Origin of the sequence: Aeromonas sp. DNRA1 (genome assembly GCF_963888745.1) — a bacterium.
Taxonomy (GTDB): domain Bacteria; phylum Pseudomonadota; class Gammaproteobacteria; order Enterobacterales; family Aeromonadaceae; genus Aeromonas; species Aeromonas hydrophila.
The window spans coordinates 1-18779 of the sequence record NZ_CAWPKQ010000008.1; the positions used below are offsets into that span (position 1 = coordinate 1).

At 62.5% G+C, this 18779-nt stretch carries 14 protein-coding genes, 1 tRNA gene and 2 rRNA genes; 12 read left to right on the forward strand and 5 right to left on the reverse strand.

What is annotated here, in order from left to right:
* The 10 genes from rrf (AACQ43_RS19850) to AACQ43_RS19895 form a co-directional block, all read left to right on the forward strand.
* Positions 1 to 98 (forward strand): 5S ribosomal RNA (gene rrf / locus AACQ43_RS19850); the annotation flags it as partial.
* Between the two features lie 106 nt (positions 99 to 204).
* Positions 205 to 280, forward strand: a tRNA-Thr gene (locus AACQ43_RS19855).
* Between the two features lie 23 nt (positions 281 to 303).
* Positions 304 to 418 (forward strand): 5S ribosomal RNA (gene rrf, locus AACQ43_RS19860).
* 154 nt (positions 419 to 572) lie between these two features.
* Positions 573 to 1544, forward strand: coding sequence for a transcriptional regulator EbgR (gene ebgR, locus AACQ43_RS19865; RefSeq protein ID WP_168968461.1), 972 nt, complete (start codon positions 573 to 575; stop codon positions 1542 to 1544).
* A gap of 315 nt (positions 1545 to 1859) precedes the next feature.
* Positions 1860 to 4934, forward strand: coding sequence for a beta-galactosidase subunit alpha (gene ebgA / locus AACQ43_RS19870; RefSeq protein WP_168968463.1), 3075 nt, complete (start codon positions 1860 to 1862; stop codon positions 4932 to 4934).
* Positions 4931 to 5386 (forward strand): beta-galactosidase subunit beta, encoded by a 456-nt coding sequence (locus AACQ43_RS19875; protein ID WP_033114711.1) that lies wholly within the window; start codon positions 4931 to 4933, stop codon positions 5384 to 5386. The genes ebgA and AACQ43_RS19875 overlap by 4 nt, the downstream gene beginning before the upstream one ends.
* 103 nt (positions 5387 to 5489) lie before the next feature.
* Positions 5490 to 6935, forward strand: a complete 1446-nt coding sequence (locus AACQ43_RS19880) for an amino acid permease (protein ID WP_168968465.1) — start codon at positions 5490 to 5492, stop codon at positions 6933 to 6935.
* 76 nt (positions 6936 to 7011) lie between these two features.
* The gene (locus AACQ43_RS19885) at positions 7012 to 7350 is read left to right on the forward strand and encodes a tRNA-binding protein (protein ID WP_005342042.1); all 339 of its coding nucleotides are present in this window, start codon (positions 7012 to 7014) and stop codon (positions 7348 to 7350) included.
* 166 nt (positions 7351 to 7516) lie between these two features.
* Entirely contained in the window at positions 7517 to 8953 is a 1437-nt protein-coding gene (locus AACQ43_RS19890) for an amino acid permease (RefSeq protein WP_168968467.1), read from the forward strand.
* 211 nt (positions 8954 to 9164) lie between these two features.
* On the forward strand, positions 9165 to 10136 hold the full coding sequence (locus AACQ43_RS19895) for a bile acid:sodium symporter family protein (RefSeq protein WP_024944633.1): 972 nt from the start codon (positions 9165 to 9167) through the stop codon (positions 10134 to 10136).
* Between the two features lie 57 nt (positions 10137 to 10193).
* Here AACQ43_RS19895 and ovoA read toward each other — a convergent pair whose 3' ends face one another.
* Positions 10194 to 12344 (reverse strand): 5-histidylcysteine sulfoxide synthase, encoded by a 2151-nt coding sequence (gene ovoA / locus AACQ43_RS19900; protein WP_168968469.1) that lies wholly within the window; start codon positions 12342 to 12344, stop codon positions 10194 to 10196.
* A 364-nt stretch (positions 12345 to 12708) separates the two neighbouring features.
* Here ovoA and AACQ43_RS19905 point away from each other — a divergent pair, with 364 nt between their 5' ends.
* Complete coding sequence (locus AACQ43_RS19905; RefSeq protein WP_168968471.1) at positions 12709 to 13431, forward strand: head GIN domain-containing protein; 723 nt, start codon at positions 12709 to 12711, stop codon at positions 13429 to 13431.
* Positions 13432 to 13483: 52 nt separating this feature from the next.
* On the opposite strand, the gene fghA is transcribed toward AACQ43_RS19905, so the two are convergent.
* Both fghA and AACQ43_RS19915 read right to left on the reverse strand, forming a co-directional pair.
* Positions 13484 to 14320, reverse strand: coding sequence for an S-formylglutathione hydrolase (gene fghA / locus AACQ43_RS19910; protein ID WP_168968473.1), 837 nt, complete (start codon positions 14318 to 14320; stop codon positions 13484 to 13486).
* Positions 14321 to 14369: 49 nt separating this feature from the next.
* On the reverse strand, positions 14370 to 15497 hold the full coding sequence (locus tag AACQ43_RS19915) for an S-(hydroxymethyl)glutathione dehydrogenase/class III alcohol dehydrogenase (RefSeq protein ID WP_017410549.1): 1128 nt from the start codon (positions 15495 to 15497) through the stop codon (positions 14370 to 14372).
* 119 nt (positions 15498 to 15616) lie between these two features.
* On the opposite strand from AACQ43_RS19915, the gene AACQ43_RS19920 reads away from it, so the two are divergent.
* Entirely contained in the window at positions 15617 to 16522 is a 906-nt protein-coding gene (locus AACQ43_RS19920; RefSeq protein ID WP_005307641.1) for a LysR substrate-binding domain-containing protein, read from the forward strand.
* Between the two features lie 59 nt (positions 16523 to 16581).
* Here AACQ43_RS19920 and AACQ43_RS19925 read toward each other — a convergent pair whose 3' ends face one another.
* Positions 16582 to 17547, reverse strand: coding sequence for an ABC transporter permease (locus AACQ43_RS19925; protein ID WP_024943032.1), 966 nt, complete (start codon positions 17545 to 17547; stop codon positions 16582 to 16584).
* Positions 17548 to 17604: 57 nt separating this feature from the next.
* On the reverse strand, positions 17605 to 18720 hold the full coding sequence (locus AACQ43_RS19930) for an ABC transporter permease (protein ID WP_005307647.1): 1116 nt from the start codon (positions 18718 to 18720) through the stop codon (positions 17605 to 17607).
* Between the last annotated feature and the right edge of the window lie 59 nt (positions 18721 to 18779).

Below are 18779 nucleotides of genomic sequence, written 5' to 3' on the forward strand. Positions count from 1 at the left end.
CGTGGAACCACCTGATCCCATGCCGAACTCAGAAGTGAAACGCGGTAGCGCCGATGGTAGTGTGGCATTCGCCATGCGAGAGTAGGACACTGCCAGGCATCAATTAAGCAATCACAGCGATGTGGTTGGTCGCGATACAACGTAAGGTTGTATAGGACAGAAGATTTAGATAGCGCACACAGTGCGGTCTTTACCGGTTAGTGTGCTGATATGGCTCAGTTGGTAGAGCGCATCCTTGGTAAGGATGAGGTCCCCAGTTCGACTCTGGGTATCAGCACCATTATTGAAGTAGTAAAGCTTTTGCCTGACGGCAATAGCGCCGTGGAACCACCTGATCCCATGCCGAACTCAGAAGTGAAACGCGGTAGCGCCGATGGTAGTGTGGCATTCGCCATGCGAGAGTAGGACACTGTCAGGCACCTATTTAGAAGAGGCCTCCCATTCGGGAGGCCTTTTTGCATTGGAATTTTGCCGTCCTGATGGGTTTCTTTTAGTAAAAATGCTGGGATGTCAGCACGTTGCCCGTTACTCTTGGTCTGGTATTGTCGGGAGTCATCGCCAGAGGAGTATGCATGGCCACGTTGAAGGAAATTGCACTGGAGGCGGGGGTTTCCCAGGCTACCGTGTCACGGGTGCTCAATGAAGATCCGACGCTGAGCGTCAAGGAAGAGACCAAGCAGAAGATCTTCGAGATCGCCGAGCGGCTGGAGTACAAGACCAGCGGTGCCCGCAAGGGGGTTCACAAGAGCAAACTGCACTTCCTGGCGGTCTATGCCTACCCGCAGAGCACCGAGGTCAACGACCCTTATTATCTGGCCATCCGCTATGGCATCGAGACCCAGTGTGCCCGTCTCAACATCGAGCTGACCCACTTCTACAACGGTGCCGAGGGGCGCGATCTCTCCGCGGTCGACGGTATCCTGGTCATCGGCCATCTGCCTGCAGAGCGTCTCGCCGCGCTCCACTCCCTCTCTGCCCAGCTGGTGTTCGTGGATTGCCGTTCTCAGGGGGACTTTGACTCGATTGACGTGGATCTGGCGCTGATCAGCCAGCAGGTAGTGGACTTCTTCATCGCCCAGGGACATCAGCGCATCGGCTATATCGGAGGCCAGGATGATGGCCCGGATCTGCGCGAGCTGGCCTTCCTCGACTATGGTCAGCGTCTTGGCGTGGTGCAGGAGAGCGACCTCTATCGCGGGGATTTCTCCAGCGCCTCCGGTTACAAGTTGGCCAAAGAGATGCTGGCGGGAGATTGGCCTCAGGCGCTGTTTGTCGCCTCCGACTCCATCGCCATCGGTGTACTGCGTGCCATCCACGAGAAGGGACTGGCAATTCCCCAGCAGATCGAGCTTATCAGCGTCAACGATATTCCGACCGCCAAGTTCACCTTCCCGCCGCTCTCCACGGTGCGGATCCACTCCGAGTTGATGGGCTCCCAGGGGGTCAATCTGTTGGTCGAACGGCTGCGTGACGAGCGGGATATTCCACTCCGAGTTTTGGTGCCGAGCAAGTTGACCCTGCGTGGCACTACCCGCCAATTTTAGTAAAATATTATGCTTTTTAGTCGCACCATCTTGCGGTGGTGCGACACATCTCCCAAGCAAACCTCTTTCCCATATCATCCAGCAACTTCATATCATATTGTTTTATAGTTTATTTTATTGCAGTTCAGCCAACGGCTATCAACATCTATGCCACTCATCCATATCTTGTCCTCCTTTATCTCCCGCTTCTGATCTCGCTCACAAAACCATTTGTTCATTGTGATCAGGTTAAAACTTTACCAATTCAAAGCTGATATTTAGTAAATGTTTATCTAGAGTTTACCCAGTTAACGTTGCCTTGTTCCGGGAGGACATGTGAATAACTGGGAAAACGTCCAATTCGTTGGTGAAAACAGGCTGGCTCCGCGCGCCTACTTCTTCTCTTATGCCGACCACGCGCTGGCGGCCACCATGCAGCGCGAGCTGAGCCGCCGTTTTCTGAGCCTTGGCGGCCAGTGGCAGTTCCACTACTTCGACCACCCCCTGCAGGTGCCGGAGGCCTTCTATCACAGCCCCATGAGCGAGTGGGGCCAGATCACCGTGCCCAACATGTGGCAGATGGAAGGACATGGCCAGCTGCAGTACACCGACGAAGGTTTTCCCTTCCCCATCGATGTGCCCTTCGTGCCGACCAACAACCCCACCGGCGCCTATCAGCGCAGCTTCACGCTGAGCCCGGCTTGGGACGGCGAGCAGGTGATTATCAAGTTTGACGGGGTGGAGACCTACTTCGAGGTCTATGTGAACGGTCACTACGTCGGTTTCAGCAAGGGGAGCCGTCTCACCGCTGAGTTCGATATCAGTGCCTACGCCAACATTGGCGAGAACCTGCTGTCGGTGCGGGTGATGCAGTGGGCTGACTCCACCTATATCGAAGATCAGGACATGTGGTGGATGGCGGGGATCTTCCGCGACGTCTATCTGGTGGGCAAACCGGCCACCCATGTGCAGGACTTCTTCATCCGCACCGCGCTGGCGGATGACAACCAGAGCGCCACCCTGAGCTGCGATATTCAGCTGGAAAATCTGGGAGCGGCTGCCCGAGATCACCGTCTGGTCTGGTCGCTGCTGGATCAGGGCAACGAGATCGCCAGCGGTTCGCTCGATCATCTCGCCATCGATGGCAAGTGTGATTGCCGCTTCACGCTGGATCTGGCCACCCCCCATTTGTGGAGCGCCGAAGACCCTTACCTCTATCAGCTGCAACTCTCCCTCTACAACGGTCGGGGCGAGCTGCTGGAAGTGATCCCGCAGCGGGTCGGGGTGCGTGAAATCAAGGTCAAGGATGGCCTCTTCTACGTCAACGGCCACTACCTCAAGCTGCACGGGGTGAACCGCCACGACAACGACCACCTCAAGAGCCGCGCGGTCGGCATGGATCGGGTGGAGCGCGATATCGTGCTGATGAAGCAGCACAACCTCAACTCGGTGCGCACCGCCCACTACCCGAACGACCCGCGTTTCTACGAGCTGTGCGACCAGTACGGTCTGTTCGTGATGGCGGAGACCGACGTGGAGACCCACGGTTTTGCCAACGTCGGCGATCTCAGCCGCATCACCGACGACCCCTTCTGGGAGCCGGTGTTCGTGGATCGCATCGAGCGCCACGTGCACGCCCAAAAGAACCACCCCTCCATCATCATCTGGTCGCTCGGCAACGAGTCCGGCTACGGCTGCAACATCAGAGCCATGTACCAGCGCTGCAAGGGGATCGACCCGACCCGGCTGGTGCACTACGAAGAGGATCGCGATGCCGAGGTGGTGGATGTGGTGAGTACCATGTACTCCCGCGTCTCCCAGATGAACTGCTTCGGCGAGTTCCCGATGGCGAAGCCGCGCATCCTCTGCGAATACGCCCATGCCATGGGTAATGGCCCGGGTGGCCTCAGCGAATACCAGCAGGTGTTCGACCGCCATCCCCACATTCAGGGTCACTACATCTGGGAGTGGTGCGATCACGGCATTCTGGATCAGGACGAGCAGGGGCGCCCCGTCTACAAGTACGGCGGCGACTACGGCGACTACCCCAACAACTACAACTTCTGCATGGATGGCCTCATCTATCCGGATCAGACCCCGGGGCCGGGGCTGCGCGAATACAAGCAGGTGATCTGCCCGGTCAAGGTGCGCGCCCTGGATCTGGCGAGCGGCAAGCTGGCGGTGGAAAACCGCTACTGGTTCTCCACTCTCGACGACATCCGCCTGCTGGTCGAAGTGAAGGCCGAGGGCGAACTGCTGGCCAGCCAGCAAATTCGGCTGGAAGGGATTACCCCCGGTGCCACCACAGAGCTGCAACTCGAACTGCCATCCCTCGATGGGCGGGAAACCTTCGTCCAGCTGCGGGTCATCAAGGCCAGTGCGACCCGCTACAGCGCGGCGGAGCACGAGCTGGGCCAGTACCAGTTCCAGCTGAAAGAGTCGACTCGCCAGCTGCAGCCCTTTGCCAACCCCAACGCCACTCCGTTGCAGATTGCCGATGAGCGCCTCGCGCTGACCTTGAGCGGCAGCGGCTTTGCCCTGCGTTTCTCGCGCCTCGACGGCAAGCTGGTGAGCTGGCAGCAGGATGGTATCGAGCTCATCGAGCGAGCCCCGCGCCTCACCTTCTTCAAGCCGATGATCGACAACCACAAGCAGGAGTACGAGAGCCTGTGGCACCCGAACCACCTGCAGATCATGCAGGAGCACTTCCGTGGCTTAAGCTGGCGTCAGCTGGGTGAGGCGGTCGAGGTAACGGTGGAGAGTCTGATCGCACCGCCGGTGTTCGACTTCGGCATGCGCTGCCGCTACGTCTACACCCTGAGCCCGAACGGTCAGCTGCACGTGGCACTGTCCGGTCAGCCCTACGGCGGTTATGACGACATCATCCCCAAGATCGGCTTCGAGCTGGGCATTCGTCAGGATCTCGACCGGGTGCACTACTACGGCATGGGGCCGGGCGAAAACTATCAGGACAGTCGCCAGAGCAACTGGATCGACAGCTTCCAGAGCACAGTCAGCGAGATGTGGGAGCACTACCCCTTCCCACAGGATAACGGCAACCGCCAGCAGGTGCGCTGGGCGACCCTGACCAACCGCCACGGTGCCGGTCTCTACGTGCGGCCCGATGCCCCCATCAATCTGAGCGTCTGGCCTTACAGCTGGGAGCATATCCACGCGGCGCAGCACATCAACGAGCTGGAGCCCTGCGGTTATCTCACCCTCAATCTGGATCACAAGGTACTGGGGCTCGGCTCCAACTCCTGGGGCTCCGAGGTGCTGGACTCCTGGCGGGTGCGCTTCGAGCCATTCAGCTTCGGCCTGACCCTGCTGCCCATCGCCCGTGGCAACCTCAATCCGGCTGCGCTGGCCGGGCTCGATCTCACCATCAACGGCGGGAGGAACCTCGCATGATCACCCTGGACAACCTGACCCTGTTCAAAAACATCTACCGGGAGGGCAAGAAGTGGGGCCGCTGCGTGGAGGCCATCAACAACCTGCCGAACCTCAAGCCCGGCATCTGCCACTCCATCGGTGACTCCCTCACCTACCGCTTGCAGGAGGGGGCCAGCCCGGCCACCTCGTTGTTCGAGGGGCAGCGCCGCTACTTCGACGTTCACTACTACCTGGAAGGGGAAGAGACGGTGGAGTGGGCTGCCAAGAGCGAGCTGGTGGTCGAGCAGGCCTATGACGATACCACCGACCGCGAGTGGCTGGCCGGTGAGGTGCGTGAGCGCCAGAAAGTCGGCAACGGTCAGGTGGTGATCTTCGAGAACGACGAGGCCTACCGCTTCGTCGGCGATGCGCCGGTGCGCAAGGTGATCATCAAGGTCACCGTCGAAGGCGGCTACTTCAAAAACAAATAACAAGCCGCCGGTTCTGCACTGATAAAAGCCGGAAGGGCGGGGCTCACCCTACAAATCATGCCCCGCCCTTTCGCTGAGATAACTACAGGTCTGGAGATGCACCATGTCTGATTCCAAACGCAATACGATAGGCAAGTTTGGTCTGCTGTCGCTCACCTTCGCGGCGGTATTCAGCTTCAACAACGTCATCAACAACAACATCGAGATCGGTCTGGCCTCGGCCCCGATGTTCTTTCTGGCCACCATTTTCTACTTCATTCCGTTTTGCCTGATCATTGCGGAATTTGTGTCACTGAATAAGAACTCCGAAGCGGGGGTGTATGCCTGGGTGAAGAGTTCCCTCGGCGGTCGCTGGGCCTTTATCTCCGCCTACACCTATTGGTTCGTGAACCTCTTCTTCTTCACCTCCTTGCTGCCACGGGTCATCGCCTACGCCTCCTATGCCTTTCTCGGCTACGAGTACATTCTCACTCCGGTGGCGACCACGGCATTGAGCATGGTGCTGTTTGCCTTTGCCACCTACGTCTCCACCAACGGCGCCAAGATGCTCGGCCCCATCACCTCGGTGACCTCGTCCCTGATGCTGCTGCTGACCCTCTCCTACATCCTGCTGGCGGGTGCGGCACTGGTGGGCGGCGTGCAGCCGGCTGACCCCATCACGGTAGAGGCCATGGTCCCCGATTTCAGCTGGGCCTTCCTGGGCATCACTACCTGGATCTTTATGGCAGCCGGTGGCGCCGAGTCAGTGGCGGTCTACGTCAATGATGTGAAGGGGGGCTCCAAATCCTTCGTCAAGGTGATCATCGTCGCCGGGATCTTTATCGGCGTGCTCTACTCCATCGCGTCGCTGTTGATCAACGTGTTCGTCCACAGCGACACCCTGAAATATACCGGCGGCTCGGTGCAGGTGTTCGAGGGGCTGGCAGCCTACTTCGGCCTGCCGGAGATCCTGATGAACCGCTTCGTCGGGCTGGTCTCCTTCACCGCCATGTTCGGCTCCCTGCTGATGTGGACCGCGACCCCGGTGAAAATCTTCTTCTCCGAGATCCCGGCCGGCATCTTCGGCAAGAAGACGGTCGAGCTGAACGAGCACGGCGTGCCCGCCCGTGCAGCCTGGATCCAGTACCTCATCGTGCTGCCGCTGATGGTGATCCCGACCCTGGGCTCCAACACAGCGCAGGATCTGATGAACACCGTCATCAACATGACCGCTGCCGCCTCCATGCTGCCGCCGCTGTTCATCATGCTGGCCTACCTCAATCTGCGTCTGAAGCTCGATCACCTGCCGCGGGATTTCAGGATGGGTTCGCGCACCACCGGCATCGCCGTGGTCTCGGTGCTGATCGTCCTCTTCTCGGTGGGCTTCCTCGCCTCCACCTTCCCGACCGGCGCCGACATCATGACCATCATCTTCTACAACGTCGGCGGGATCGTGATTTTCCTCGGCTTCGCCTGGTGGAAATACAACAGATACGAGGCCTCCCTCAGTGCCGAAGCGCGTGCCAAAGAGGCCCAGCCGACAGCGCAGGTTGCCATGCAGACGCCATAGCCACTGCATTGAATTCCAATCAAACCGGGTGGCCGTTGGCCACCCGCAAACCGTTGAACCAGAAAAGGAAAAGAGCATGAGCGAGACGATCGAGTTTGCCGAATTCAAACGGGTCGAGATGAAGGTGGGCAAGGTGCTGGAGGTGGTGCGTCACCCCGGTGCCGACAAACTCTACATCGTCCAGATCGACGTGGGTGGCGAGCGGCCGCTGCAGACCGTCACCAGTCTGGTGCCTTACTACAGCGAAGAGGAGCTGATGGGCAGCGAGGTGGTGGTACTGACCAACCTCAAGCCCACCAAAATGCGCGGTGAGCGATCCGAGTGCATGTTGCTCTGCGCCGAGACCCCGGACGAGAGCCAGAGCGTGCTGTTGCAGCCGCGGGTGCCGATGGCGCCGGGCACTCCGATCGTCTGAATGGTATTGCGAGCCGGTGCGGGAGATTGCACCGGTTCACCAAGAAGGCCGTCCACGCGGCCCGATCATAACAAGAGAGTAAAGGGCAGGGTCGACAGACCCTTGCCGAACACATCACAGAGTCACAGCGTTACCCGCAGGGAGCGCGAGTCCACTGGAGGACACCATGTCTGAATCCGTACGCGGCACCATAGGCAAGTTTGCCCTGTTGTCGATGACCTTTGCCGCCGTGTTCAACGTGCGCAACATCGTCAACAACAACATCGAGCTGGGGCTCAGCTCCGCCCCCATCTTCCTGCTGGCGACCATCGTCTACTTCATCCCGTTTGTTTTCATCATTGCCGAGTTCGTCTCGGCCAACAAAAACTCCGAGTCGGGGATGTATGACTGGCTGAAAAAGCCACTCGGCACCCGGATGGCCTATCTGGGCTCGTTTCTCTACTGGTTCGTGAATCTGTTCTGGTTCGTCTCCCTGCTGCCCAACGTCATCGCCTACGCCTCCTACGCCATGCTGGGCTATGAGTACAGCTTCTCGCCCATGGTCACCTCGGTCATCTCCATCGTGCTGTTTGCGGCGGCGACCCATATCTCCACCAAGGGGGCGAGCTGGCTCGGCAAGATTGCCGAGATCGTGGCCTACGGGGTATTTGCCCTGTTCGCCATCTATGTGCTGGGCGCCCTGATGGCTCTGAGTGGGGATCATGTGCCGGCCCAGCCCATCACGCTGGAGGCGATGACTCCCACCGTCAACTGGGCGACGCTCGGCATCATGTGCTGGATCTTCCAGGCGGCGGGCGGTGCCGAGACAGCGGCGGCCTACCTCAATGACGTGAAGGGCGGCCAGAAGTCCTTCATCAAGGTGATCATCAGTGCGGGTATCGTCATCGGTGCCATGTATGCGGTCGGTTCCCTGTTGGTGAACGTGTTCGTACCGCGCGAGAGCCTCACCTATGCCGGCGGCATGGTGGAGATCTTCACCGGCATGGCGCAGTACTTCGGTCTCTCCGAGGCGCTGGTGGGCCGCTTTGTCGGCGTGGTGCTGTTCATCGCCATGTTCGGCTCCATGATGATGTGGACCTCGGCGCCGGTGAAGATCCACTTCTCCGAGATCCCCCAGGGGGTTTACGGCGAGAAGACCACCCAGCTCAACGAGCACGGGGTGCCGGTGCGCGCCGCCTGGTGGCAGTTTGTCTTCGTGTTCGCGATGCTGGTGGTGAACGGCTTCGGCTCCGAGTCGGTACAGCAGATGATGAACACCGCCATCAACCTCACCGCCGGTACCGCCATGTTGCCGCCGATCTTCATCATGGTGGCCTACTTCGTGTTCCGCTGGAAACATGACGACACCCCCCGCGAGTTCCGCATGGGGTCGCGCAAGTTCGGGATGGGGGTGGTGTCGGTGCTGATCGCTATCTTCGTGGTGAGCATGAGCGCTTCTGCTTTCCCGGCCGGGGTGGATCTGGTGCGCGCCTTCTTCATCAACGTCTTCATGACCGCGGTCTTCTCGGCGCTGGCCTACTGGTGGATCTCCCGCTTCGAGAAGCGCCAAGCCCGCAAGCAGGCCACCGGCACAGCCGGCGGCAAGCTGGCCAAGCAGAGTTGAAGCACAAGGCTGGCCGGATCCGGTGGCCAGCCGGGCTTGCTTAATTTCCGACAGATAAAGGGGCGTCGCTCAACTTTGCGCCTCCCGCATATCGGGGTAAGCTGGAGATTCGTTTCAACAGGAGCTGTGCCACAGCTCCTGTTGTGTTTCCTGTCGTCCCCGATCACCGGCCCCGCGAGGGGACGGGATCTGCTTTCACCGGAGACCGCTCGTGCGTCTGGATCCCTTTACCTCTGTACTGATTGTGGTGGTCGCGCTGGCCTCCTTCTTCCCCTGCGAGGGGCAGGTGGCCGTCTGGTTCGGTCTGCTGACCAAGCTGGCGGTGGCGCTCTTGTTCTTCATGCATGGCGCCAAGCTGTCGCGCCAGAACCTGCTGGCGGGCCTCGGCCACTGGCGGCTGCACCTGGTGGTGATGGCCAGCACCTTCGTGCTGTTTCCGCTGCTGGGGCTCTTGCTCACGCCGCTGGTGCCCCACTGGCTGAGCCCGGCCATCTACCTCGGTTTCCTTTACCTGTGCGCCCTGCCGGCCACCGTGCAGTCGGCCATCGCCTTCACCTCCATGGCCGGCGGCAATGTGTCGGCGGCGGTGTGCAGCGCCTCGGCCTCCAGCATCCTCGGCATCTTCCTCTCGCCGGTGCTGGTGGGGCTGATGATCAATGTGCAGGGGGAGGGGGTCGATACCTGGCACTCCATTCAGGCCATCATGGTGCAGCTGATGCTGCCGTTCGTGGTGGGCCATCTGTCGCGCCCGCTCATCGGCCGCTGGGTTGACAGCCACCGGCCACTCATTGGCAAGCTGGATCAGAGCTCCATTCTGCTGGTGGTCTATGTGGCCTTCAGCGAGGCGGTGGTGCAGGGGATCTGGCACCAGGTCGGCTGGTACGATCTGGCCAGCATCGTGCTGTTGAGCTGCGTGCTGCTGGCGCTGGTGCTGGGCTGGAACGTCTGGATCAGTCGCCGCCTCGGCTTCAACAGGGCGGACGAGATCACCATCGTCTTCTGCGGCTCCAAAAAGAGCCTGGCCAACGGGGTGCCCATGGCCAACGTCATGTTCCCGGCCGCCAGCGTTGGGGTCATGGTGCTGCCGCTGATGATCTTCCACCAGATCCAGCTGATGGTGTGTGCCGTGCTGGCCCGCCGCTACCACGAGCAGGAGGCCCTGCCCCAGGTTCAGCAGGGGTAAGTCGTCTGGATAAAAAAGAGGGAGGCCATGGGCCTCCCTCTTTCGTTTGCCGCGTCGTCAGCGTTTGCGCCAGACGGTGAGCTGAGCCACCGTATGCTGGTACTTGCGGGCGGTCTCGCGGATGACGAAGGGGACGTCCCTCGGGGGCATGTGCTCCTCGAACTCATCCGCCAGCAGCCGTTGCAGCGCCTGATAGGTGCCGAGGGCCTCGCCGTTTTCCCGGATGCCGCCGAGCCAGTTGGCCTTGGGGGTGTAGTCGGTCAGCCAGGTGTAGGGGCTGGTGAGCACCAGCAGGCCGCCGCTGCGAAGGCGCGGAGCAATGTCCCGCAGGAAGCGGGCAGGTTCCCGCAGCCGGTCGATCAGGTTGGAGGCGAGCACCAGGTCGTAGTCGCCGTACTTGGGCTTGAGGTTGCATGCATCCCCCTGGCTGAAGTGGACCCGCTCGCCCTGCTCGCGACCGAGCTCGTGGCGGGAGAGGCGCGCCTCGCAATATTCCACCAGATCCCCTTCCACCGGCACCGCATAGCGGAAGCTGTCCTGTCTTGCCAGGGTCAGGGCCACGTCGATGAAGCGGGCCGAGTAGTCCACCCCGTCCACGTGGGCGAAGCGGCGCGCCAGTTCGAAGCTGGCGCGACCGGTGGCGCAGCCGATGTCGAGCGCCCGCTCATGGCGGCCGCAGAGCTCGCTGGCAAGACCGGCCAGAGCCTCGGCGTAGTTGGCGACCCCGAAGTGGCTCGGGCCGTACTGGAAGTCGAGGTACTGAGCGACGAGCGTGTCGGTTTCATAGGGGTTCACGATGACGGGCTCCTGATGGCGTGAGACCAGGTAGCGGAAGCCCGCGTGCTGGAAGAAGTGGCGACGAAAGGCGTAGCGGGAGGATTTGAGCGCCTCGTTGCCGGTGCTGATCCAGCTCCCGCCCTTGATCAGGGTGTGTTTGCCGTCGAAGGTGGGGGTGGAGAAGTCGTCGTAGAGGGAATGCACCTTGAACCCCTCGAAGCCGTCGATGGCGGTGCTGGTCCATTGCCAGACGTTGCCCACCAGATCGAAGAAGCTGCCCTGCGGGCAGGCATCCACCGGACAGGACGATGCGAAGCGGGCCAGATTGATGTTGCCGGGCGCCTCGATCCAGTCCGGCTGATCGCCGGCCAGCTGTTCGCGCAGCAGCATCCACTCCGCTTCGCTTGGCAACTGGACGGGCAGACCGGTCTGGGCCGCCTGCCAGCGACAGAAGGCGGCCGCCTCCAGCTGATTCACCTCGGCCGGCCAGTCCCAGGGCATAGGGACCAGCTCGGTCATCAGCCGCAGATGCAATTGTTCGGGTTCGAGGGGGTCGCCGACCCAGAAGGTGGGCATACGGGCCCTGGCATACTGGCGCCAGCCCCAGCCTTCGTCATCCCACCAGTCACGGGTCTCGTAGCCGCCTGCCTGCACGAAATCGAAAAATTCTGCGTTGCTCACCAGCATGCGGCTGGCCTGGAAGGGGGCCAGTTCGATGTGGCGCTCGCCATATTCGTTGTCCCAGCCGTAGGTGGCATCCTGTTTGCCGAGCCGCACCCGGCCGCCGGCCACCGGCAGCAGGGTGTTGGCGGGCACCTCGTCACGGCGATGGCGCGCCTCGGGGCAGACTGGCCACTGGGGCTGGCTGCGCACCCAGGCCAGCGGCAGCTGGCGGATCAGCACGCTGGAGGTCTCGAGGTGGATGCGCTCGTGCTCTATGCCCATCAGGATGACCCAGGCCGGGCTCTGCCAGTCGATGGGCAGGGTGAGCGGCATCCGCGCGATGAAATCACACACCAGGGCGCGCACCTGGCCGCGATAGTCGCGCAGCTCGCTGACGGAGGGCCAGTCGTAGTGGGTCTCGTCCAGATCGTCCCAGCTCATCTCGTCCACCCCGATGGCGACCATGGCCTCGATGCGGGCGTCGAGCCGGCCCTCGATAAGGCGGGCCGCCAGCAGCTTGTTGATGAAGAAGGCGGCGGTGTGGCCGTAGTAGAAGATGAGCGGGTGGCGCAGGGGGATCGCCTTGTCAAACCAGGCGCGCTCGTCGGCCAGGCAGTCGAACAGCGAGTCGTAGAGATCGAAGGTCTGGCAGAAGTAGGCGAGCAGCTCGCGGCGCTTGTGTTCGGGATCGCTGCCGGTCAGCAGCGGGGTACGGGTCGGTTCCGGCAGGCCGGTGGCGGTGGAATAGAGAAGAGTGGCTTGGGTCACGCTCTGACTCCTTGTTGGCAGTGAAGACTGACAAGACAGTGGTAATGGCATTACCGCGATGGAGAGCTTTGTACGCACAAGGTACCACTATTGGCTCAACAGACCGGCTCGGCAACCAAAAACTTCCACGGCTTGTCAGCATAGCGACCCCGCAAACGGCTCGCCAATCGGCCGTCCACCTGCCCGTTCGGGGATGGTCAGATTCGCCAGATTATGGTCTGAATGACTCTCTGCTTGCTGTGATCATGTGGCGTAAAAATGGATATTTTCTTGAAAATCATACAGTTGATTAACTGGCACAGGCTTTGCGATGGATGCTGACCAAGGGGCCACGACTGGCCAATACACAATGAGGAGAGTGGCGATGAAATGGATGATGGGCGTGGTGCTGGCGGTCGGGCTCAGCGGGTGCAGCTGGCTGGATGATACCCGGGTGAGCGGGGCGGGGGCCGTGATCGAGCAGCAGCACGGGGTGGGCCGGCAGGTGACCCGGGTGCTGGCCGGCGTGCCTGCCAGCGTCCATCTGGTGGCCGGCGAGCCGCGCGGATTGCGCATCCGTGGGCAGGAGAACCTGTTGCCCTACCTGGTGCTGAACGAGCGGGGCGACAAGCTGGAGATCGAGGTGAAGGACGGCTACCGGCTCGATCCGACCGAGCCGCTGGAGATCACCATCACCCTGCCCGCGCTCCATGAGCTGGCACTGGCAGGGGTCGCCAACGGCGAGCTGCGCGGCTTCAAGGGGGAGGCGCTGGTGCTGTCGGTGGCCGGGGTCGGTGACATCGTCGCCGACGGGCTCGAGCTGGATCGGCTGGAGGGCAACATCGCGGGCGCCGGCAGCCTGGATCTGGGGAACAGCACGGCTAGGGCCGTCGAGTTCAACATCGCCGGCTCGGGGGATGTGCTGGGGGCCGAGCTGAAGGGGCGCGAGGTGGAGGTCAATATCGCCGGCAGCGGCGACGTGGAGGTCCGGGCCCAGGAGCGGCTCAAGGTGGGCATCGCCGGCTCGGGTTCGGTCAGCTACTGGGGCGATCCCGTGCTGCAGAGCGAGATCGCCGGCTCCGGCGAGGTGAGCCGGCAGGGCAGCTGAATGGTCTTGTCCACCGAGTAGAAAAAACAGGCCCGTCACGGGCCTGTTTCGATCAGAGGTGACGGGCGTGAAAGCGCAGGTGCGCCTCGATGAAGCTCGCCACGAAGTAGTAGCTGTGGTCGTACCCGGGGTGGCGGTTGAGCTCCAGCGGCCACTCCTTGCCGGCAGCCGCATCGGCGAGGGCGTCGATGTGCAGCTGTTCGGCCAGGAAGGGATCGTCCAGCCCCACGTCCACCAGGGTCGGCAGCGGCGTCACCGGGTGGTGGCGCAGCAGCTGGCAGGCATCCCACTCCTGCCACAGCAAGGGGTTGTTGCCGAGGTAGGCGCCGAGTGCCTTCTGGCCCCAGGGGCAGCGGCTCGGGTGGCTGATGGGGCTGAACGCCGACACCGAGCGGTAGCGACTGGGTTCGCGCAGGGCGGCGATGAGCGCCCCGTGGCCACCCATGGAGTGGCCGCTGATGGCGCGTTTCGTCGAGACCGGGAAGTGGGTCTCGATGAGCTCGGGCAGCTCGCGGGTGACGTAGTCATACATCTGGTAGTGATCGCGCCAGGGATGCTGGGTAGCGTTGACGTAGAAGCCGGCGCCCATGCCGAGATCGTAACCTGGGTCGTCCGCGACGTCTTCACCGCGCGGGCTGGTGTCCGGTGCCACCAGGGCGATGCCGAGCTCGGCGGCGATGCGCTGGGCGCCCGCCTTCTGCATGAAGTTTTCATCGGTGCAGGTGAGGCCGGAGAGCCAGTAGAGCACGGGCACCTTCTGGCCGGTGAGGGCCTGGGGCGGTAGATAGATGGCGAAGCGCATCTCGCAACCCAGCACCTCGGAGGCGTGGCTGTAGCGCTTGTGCCAGCCGCCGAAGCTCTTGTTGCTGCTGATTATGTCCAGATTCATCGGGGGAACTCCTGCACCCCGCCCACGGTGGCGGGCGGGGTGATCATGCTCAGTAGTGGATGACGCTGCGAATGCTCTTGCCTTCGTGCATCAGATCGAACGCCTCGTTGATCTGCTCAAGCCCCATGGTGTGGGTGATGAAGTCGTCCAGCTTGAACTCGCCCTGCATGTAGCGCTGCACGTAGCTCGGCAGCTCGCTACGACCGCGCACGCCGCCGAAGGCGCTGCCGCGCCAGACCCGGCCGGTGACCAGCTGGAACGGACGGGTGCTGATCTCCTGGCCGGCGCCGGCCACGCCAATGATGACCGACTCGCCCCAGCCCTTGTGGCAGCACTCGAGCGCTGCACGCATCACCTTGACGTTGCCGATGCACTCGAACGAGAAGTCGACGCCGCCGTCGGTGAGCTCGACGATCACCTCCTGGATGGGTTTGTCGTAGTCGTTCGGGTTGATGCAGTCGGTGGCGCCCAGCTTGCGGGCCAGTTCGAACTTGCTCTCGTTGATGTCGATGGCGATGATGCGGCCGGCCTTGGCCAGGCGAGCCCCGATAACGGCGGAGAGGCCGATGCCACCCAGCCCGAAGATGGCGACGCTCTCACCCTCTTTCACCTTGGCGGTGTTCATCACGGCGCCTATGCCGGTGGTGACGCCGCAGCCGAGCAGGCAGACCTCTTCCAGCGGGGCGGCCGGGTCCACCTTGGCGATGGAGATCTCGGGCAGTACCGTGTATTCGCTGAAGGTGGAGGTGCCCATGTAGTGATAGATGGGCTGGCCATCCTTGGAGAAGCGGGTGGTACCGTCCGGCATCAGCCCCTTGCCCTGAGTGGCGCGGATCTTCTGGCACAGGTTGGTCTTGCCGGATTTGCAGAACTTGCACTCGCCGCACTCGGGGGTGTAGAGCGGGATCACGTGATCGCCCACCTTGACGCTGGTGACGCCCTCGCCGACGGATTCGACGATGCCGCCCCCCTCGTGGCCGAGGATGCAGGGGAAGACCCCTTCCGGATCTTCACCGGAGAGGGTGAAGGCATCGGTGTGGCAGACGCCGGTGGCGACGATGCGCACCCGCACTTCGCCCGCCTGGGGCGGCATGACGTCGACTTCTTCGATGGAGAGGGGCTGGCCCGGGCCCCAGGCGATGGCGGCCTTACACTTGATGCTTTGAACCTGTGCCATGACGGATGTCCTTATTGTTGAGCAGGGTGAGGAGAATGGGTTCGGACATCCAGTGTAGTTTCCCGCTTATTTGGTGATAATAAGGCGAAATCTGAAATCACTTTTACAGACAGGTAATAATGTTCGGCTGGGAAGGGATCTGTGAATTTGTCAGCGTGGCGGAGCAGGGGGGCTTTACCCCGGCGGCGCGCAAGCTGGGGGTGTCGGTGGCGCAAGTCAGCCGGCAGGTGGCGCAGCTGGAGGATCGGCTGCAGGCCAAGCTGCTGCTGCGTACCACCCGTCAGGTGCGGCTCACCGAGCTCGGCGAGATCTACTATCGCCACTGTCGTCAGCTGCTGGACAACCTCTACGAGGCGGAGCTGGCGGTGGGGCGCCATCAGGCGGTGCCGCAGGGCACCCTGCGCATCACGGCTCCGGTCTCCTACGGCGAGAGCCGCATCGCCCCGCTGGTGAACGACTTCATGGTGCGCTTTCCCCAGCTGGAGGTGACCCTCAACCTCACCAACCAGCTGCTGGATCTGGTGCACGAGGGCTACGATCTGGCGCTGCGGCTCGGCCACCTCAAGGACTCCAGCCTGGTGGCGCGCAAGCTGGCGCAGCGGGTGCCCTATGTGTGCGCCTCGCCCGCCTACACCGCCCGCCACGGCATGCCCAACAGCCTCTCCGAGCTGACTCGCCACACCTGCCTGGTGGGCAACAGCGACGAGTGGCACTTCACCCTAGATGGCCGCCCCCACAGTGTGCGGGTGCACGGCCTGCTGCACTGCAACAGCGGCCACGCCCTGCTGGATGCGGCGCTCAAGGGGATCGGCATCATCCAGCTGCCGGACTACTACGTGAGCGACCATCTGGCCCAAGGCGAGCTTATCGAGCTGCTGCCCGAGCTGCGGGCGCCGGCGGAGGGGATCTGGGCCCTCTATCCCCACAACCGCCATCTCTCTCCCAAGGTGCGGCTGCTGGTGGACTATCTGGCGGAGCGGCTGAGCGATCCCCATCAGCCCGCGCTGGTACGCCCCGTCGGCTGACTTCGCTCAATAAAAAAGGCCCGCATATGCGGGCCTTTTGCATGGCATGAAGGGCGGGACTATTCCCGTTCCTTGACGTAGGGGGTGCCGAGCGCCTTGGGTGCCACCGCCTTGCCGATGAAGCCGGCCAGCAGGAACACGGTCAGGATGTAGGGCAGTGCCTCGATGGCCTGCACCGGGATCGGGAAACCCCCGATGCTGACCCCTTGCAGCCGGATGGCGACCGCATCGAGGAAGCCGAACAGCAGGCAGGCCGCCATGGCGTTCCAGGGGCGCCATTTGCCAAACACCAGCGCCGCCAGCGCCATGAAGCCCTTGCCCGCGCTCATGTTGGGGATGAACTGGGCAGTCTGGGCCACCGCCAGGTAGGTGCCGCCGATACCGGCCAGCAGGCCGCCGATGATGAGCGCGGTGTAGCGCATGCGCACCACCGAGATACCGGCGGTATCGACCGCAGCCGGGGCCTCGCCCACCGCCCGCAGGCGCAGGCCGAAGCGGGTACGGAACAGCACCCACCAGGCCAGCGGCACGGCGGCAAACGCCACGTACTCCAGCAGGGAGTGGCCGCTCAAGAGCTCGCTGTAGAGCTGGCCAACGACAGGCACGTCATACAGCTCCTTGGCATAGGGCAGGTCGATGGGGGCGAAGCGGGCCGCGCCGGACAGCGCCGGGGTCTGACCGCCCTGATCGAACCAGTAACGGCCCAGGGTGACGGTCAGGCCGGCCGCCAGGATGTTGATGGCCATGCCGCTCACCACCTGATCACCACGGTGGGTGATGGTGGCAAAGCCGTGCATCAGGGCGAACAGGATGGAGACACCCACCCCGGCACCCAGCCCAATCCAGGCAGAGCCGGAGACGGCTGCCGCCGCCGCACTGGCGAACGCCGCCGCCAGCAGCTTGCCCTCCAGGGCGATGTTGACCACCCCGGAGCGCTCGCAGAACATGCCGGCCATGGCCGCCAGAATGAGGGGCGGCGCGGTACGGATGGTGGCATCCAGCATCAGGATCAGAATTTCAAACATGGTGATACCCCTTCACTGTCAGGCTCGGCGACATCAGGATCTTGATTTCACTCATGATCAGGCCCCCTTGACTTGCGCAGAGCGGTTGGCAAACGCCAGATAGAGCTGCTCGATGCGCGGACGCATCATGTGCTCAAGGGCGCCACAGAACAGGATCACCAGACCCTGCAACACCACCACTATGTTGCGGTCCACCCCGAACTCGAAGCTCAGCTCGGCGCCGCCCTGATAGAGGAAGCCGAACAGCAGGCTGGCGATGATGACGCCGACCGGGTGATTGCGCCCCATCAGCGCCACCGCAATGCCGGTGAAGCCGAAGCCTTCCACGAAGTTGAGCTTGATCTGGTGCAGTTCACCCTGCAGTACGTTGAGGGCGAAGAAGCCCGACAGCATGCCGGAGATCACCATGGCCAGGATCACCACCTTGGGATAGGAGATGCCGGCATAGGCGGACGCACTCTGGCTGGCGCCGACCGAGCGGATCTCGTAGCCCCAGCGGGTATGCCAGATGAAGACCCACACCAGGGCCGCACAGAGCAGTGCCCAGAAGAAGCTGATGTTGAGCGGGCTGTTCGACATCTCCATGCCGAATGCCCCCGCCAGTTCGCTCATCTTCGGCAGCCAGCTCGCCTCGGCGAACACCTTGCTCTCGGTGGCCATGGAGCCCGCCGGCTTGAACACCTCGACCAGCAGGTAGGCCATCAGGGAGGCGGCGATGAAGTTGAACATGATGGTGGTGATAACGATGTGGCTGCCGCGCTTGGCTTGCAGCCAGGCCGGGATGAAGGCCCAGGCCGCACCGAACAGGCCGCCGGCGATGATGGCCAGCGGCAGCAGCAAAGCGAACGGCAGGGAATCACCCAGCAGCAGACAGACCAGACCGACGCCGAGGCCGCCGATATAGGCCTGCCCCTCGCCACCGATGTTGAACAGGCCGGCGTGGAAGGCCACCGCCACCGACAGACCGGTAAAGATGAAGCCGGTCGCGTAGTAGAGGGTGAAACCGACCCCTTCACCGGTGCCGAAGGCGCCGTACCACATGATCTCGGCAGCATCGACCGGGTTGATGTCGAGGTAGTAGAACAGGATGGCCGACACCAGGAAGGCCAGCAGGATGTTGACCGCGGGCAGTACGCCCACGGAGATCCAGGCAGGGATACGTGCTTGGCTCATGGGCGAGCCTCCTTGGCAATCTGGTCGGAGACGGGGGGGTTGACCATCAGCAGGCCGAA

What these genes read in the sequence shown, in the direction of transcription:
- fghA (WP_168968473.1), bottom strand. Translation starts at nt 14,320, where the DNA reads ATGAATCTGGACATAATCAGCAGCAACAAGAGCTTCGGCGGCTGGCAC.
- AACQ43_RS19925 (WP_024943032.1), bottom strand. Translation starts at nt 17,547, where the DNA reads ATGTTTGAAATTCTGATCCTGATGCTGGATGCCACCATCCGTACCGCG.
- AACQ43_RS19885 (WP_005342042.1), top strand. Translation starts at nt 7,012, where the DNA reads ATGAGCGAGACGATCGAGTTTGCCGAATTCAAACGGGTCGAGATGAAG.
- AACQ43_RS19915 (WP_017410549.1), bottom strand. Translation starts at nt 15,497, where the DNA reads ATGGCACAGGTTCAAAGCATCAAGTGTAAGGCCGCCATCGCCTGGGGC.
- ebgR (WP_168968461.1), top strand. Translation starts at nt 573, where the DNA reads ATGGCCACGTTGAAGGAAATTGCACTGGAGGCGGGGGTTTCCCAGGCT.
- AACQ43_RS19875 (WP_033114711.1), top strand. Translation starts at nt 4,931, where the DNA reads ATGATCACCCTGGACAACCTGACCCTGTTCAAAAACATCTACCGGGAG.
- AACQ43_RS19920 (WP_005307641.1), top strand. Translation starts at nt 15,617, where the DNA reads ATGTTCGGCTGGGAAGGGATCTGTGAATTTGTCAGCGTGGCGGAGCAG.
- AACQ43_RS19890 (WP_168968467.1), top strand. Translation starts at nt 7,517, where the DNA reads ATGTCTGAATCCGTACGCGGCACCATAGGCAAGTTTGCCCTGTTGTCG.
- AACQ43_RS19880 (WP_168968465.1), top strand. Translation starts at nt 5,490, where the DNA reads ATGTCTGATTCCAAACGCAATACGATAGGCAAGTTTGGTCTGCTGTCG.
- AACQ43_RS19905 (WP_168968471.1), top strand. Translation starts at nt 12,709, where the DNA reads ATGAAATGGATGATGGGCGTGGTGCTGGCGGTCGGGCTCAGCGGGTGC.
- AACQ43_RS19930 (WP_005307647.1), bottom strand. Translation starts at nt 18,720, where the DNA reads ATGAGCCAAGCACGTATCCCTGCCTGGATCTCCGTGGGCGTACTGCCC.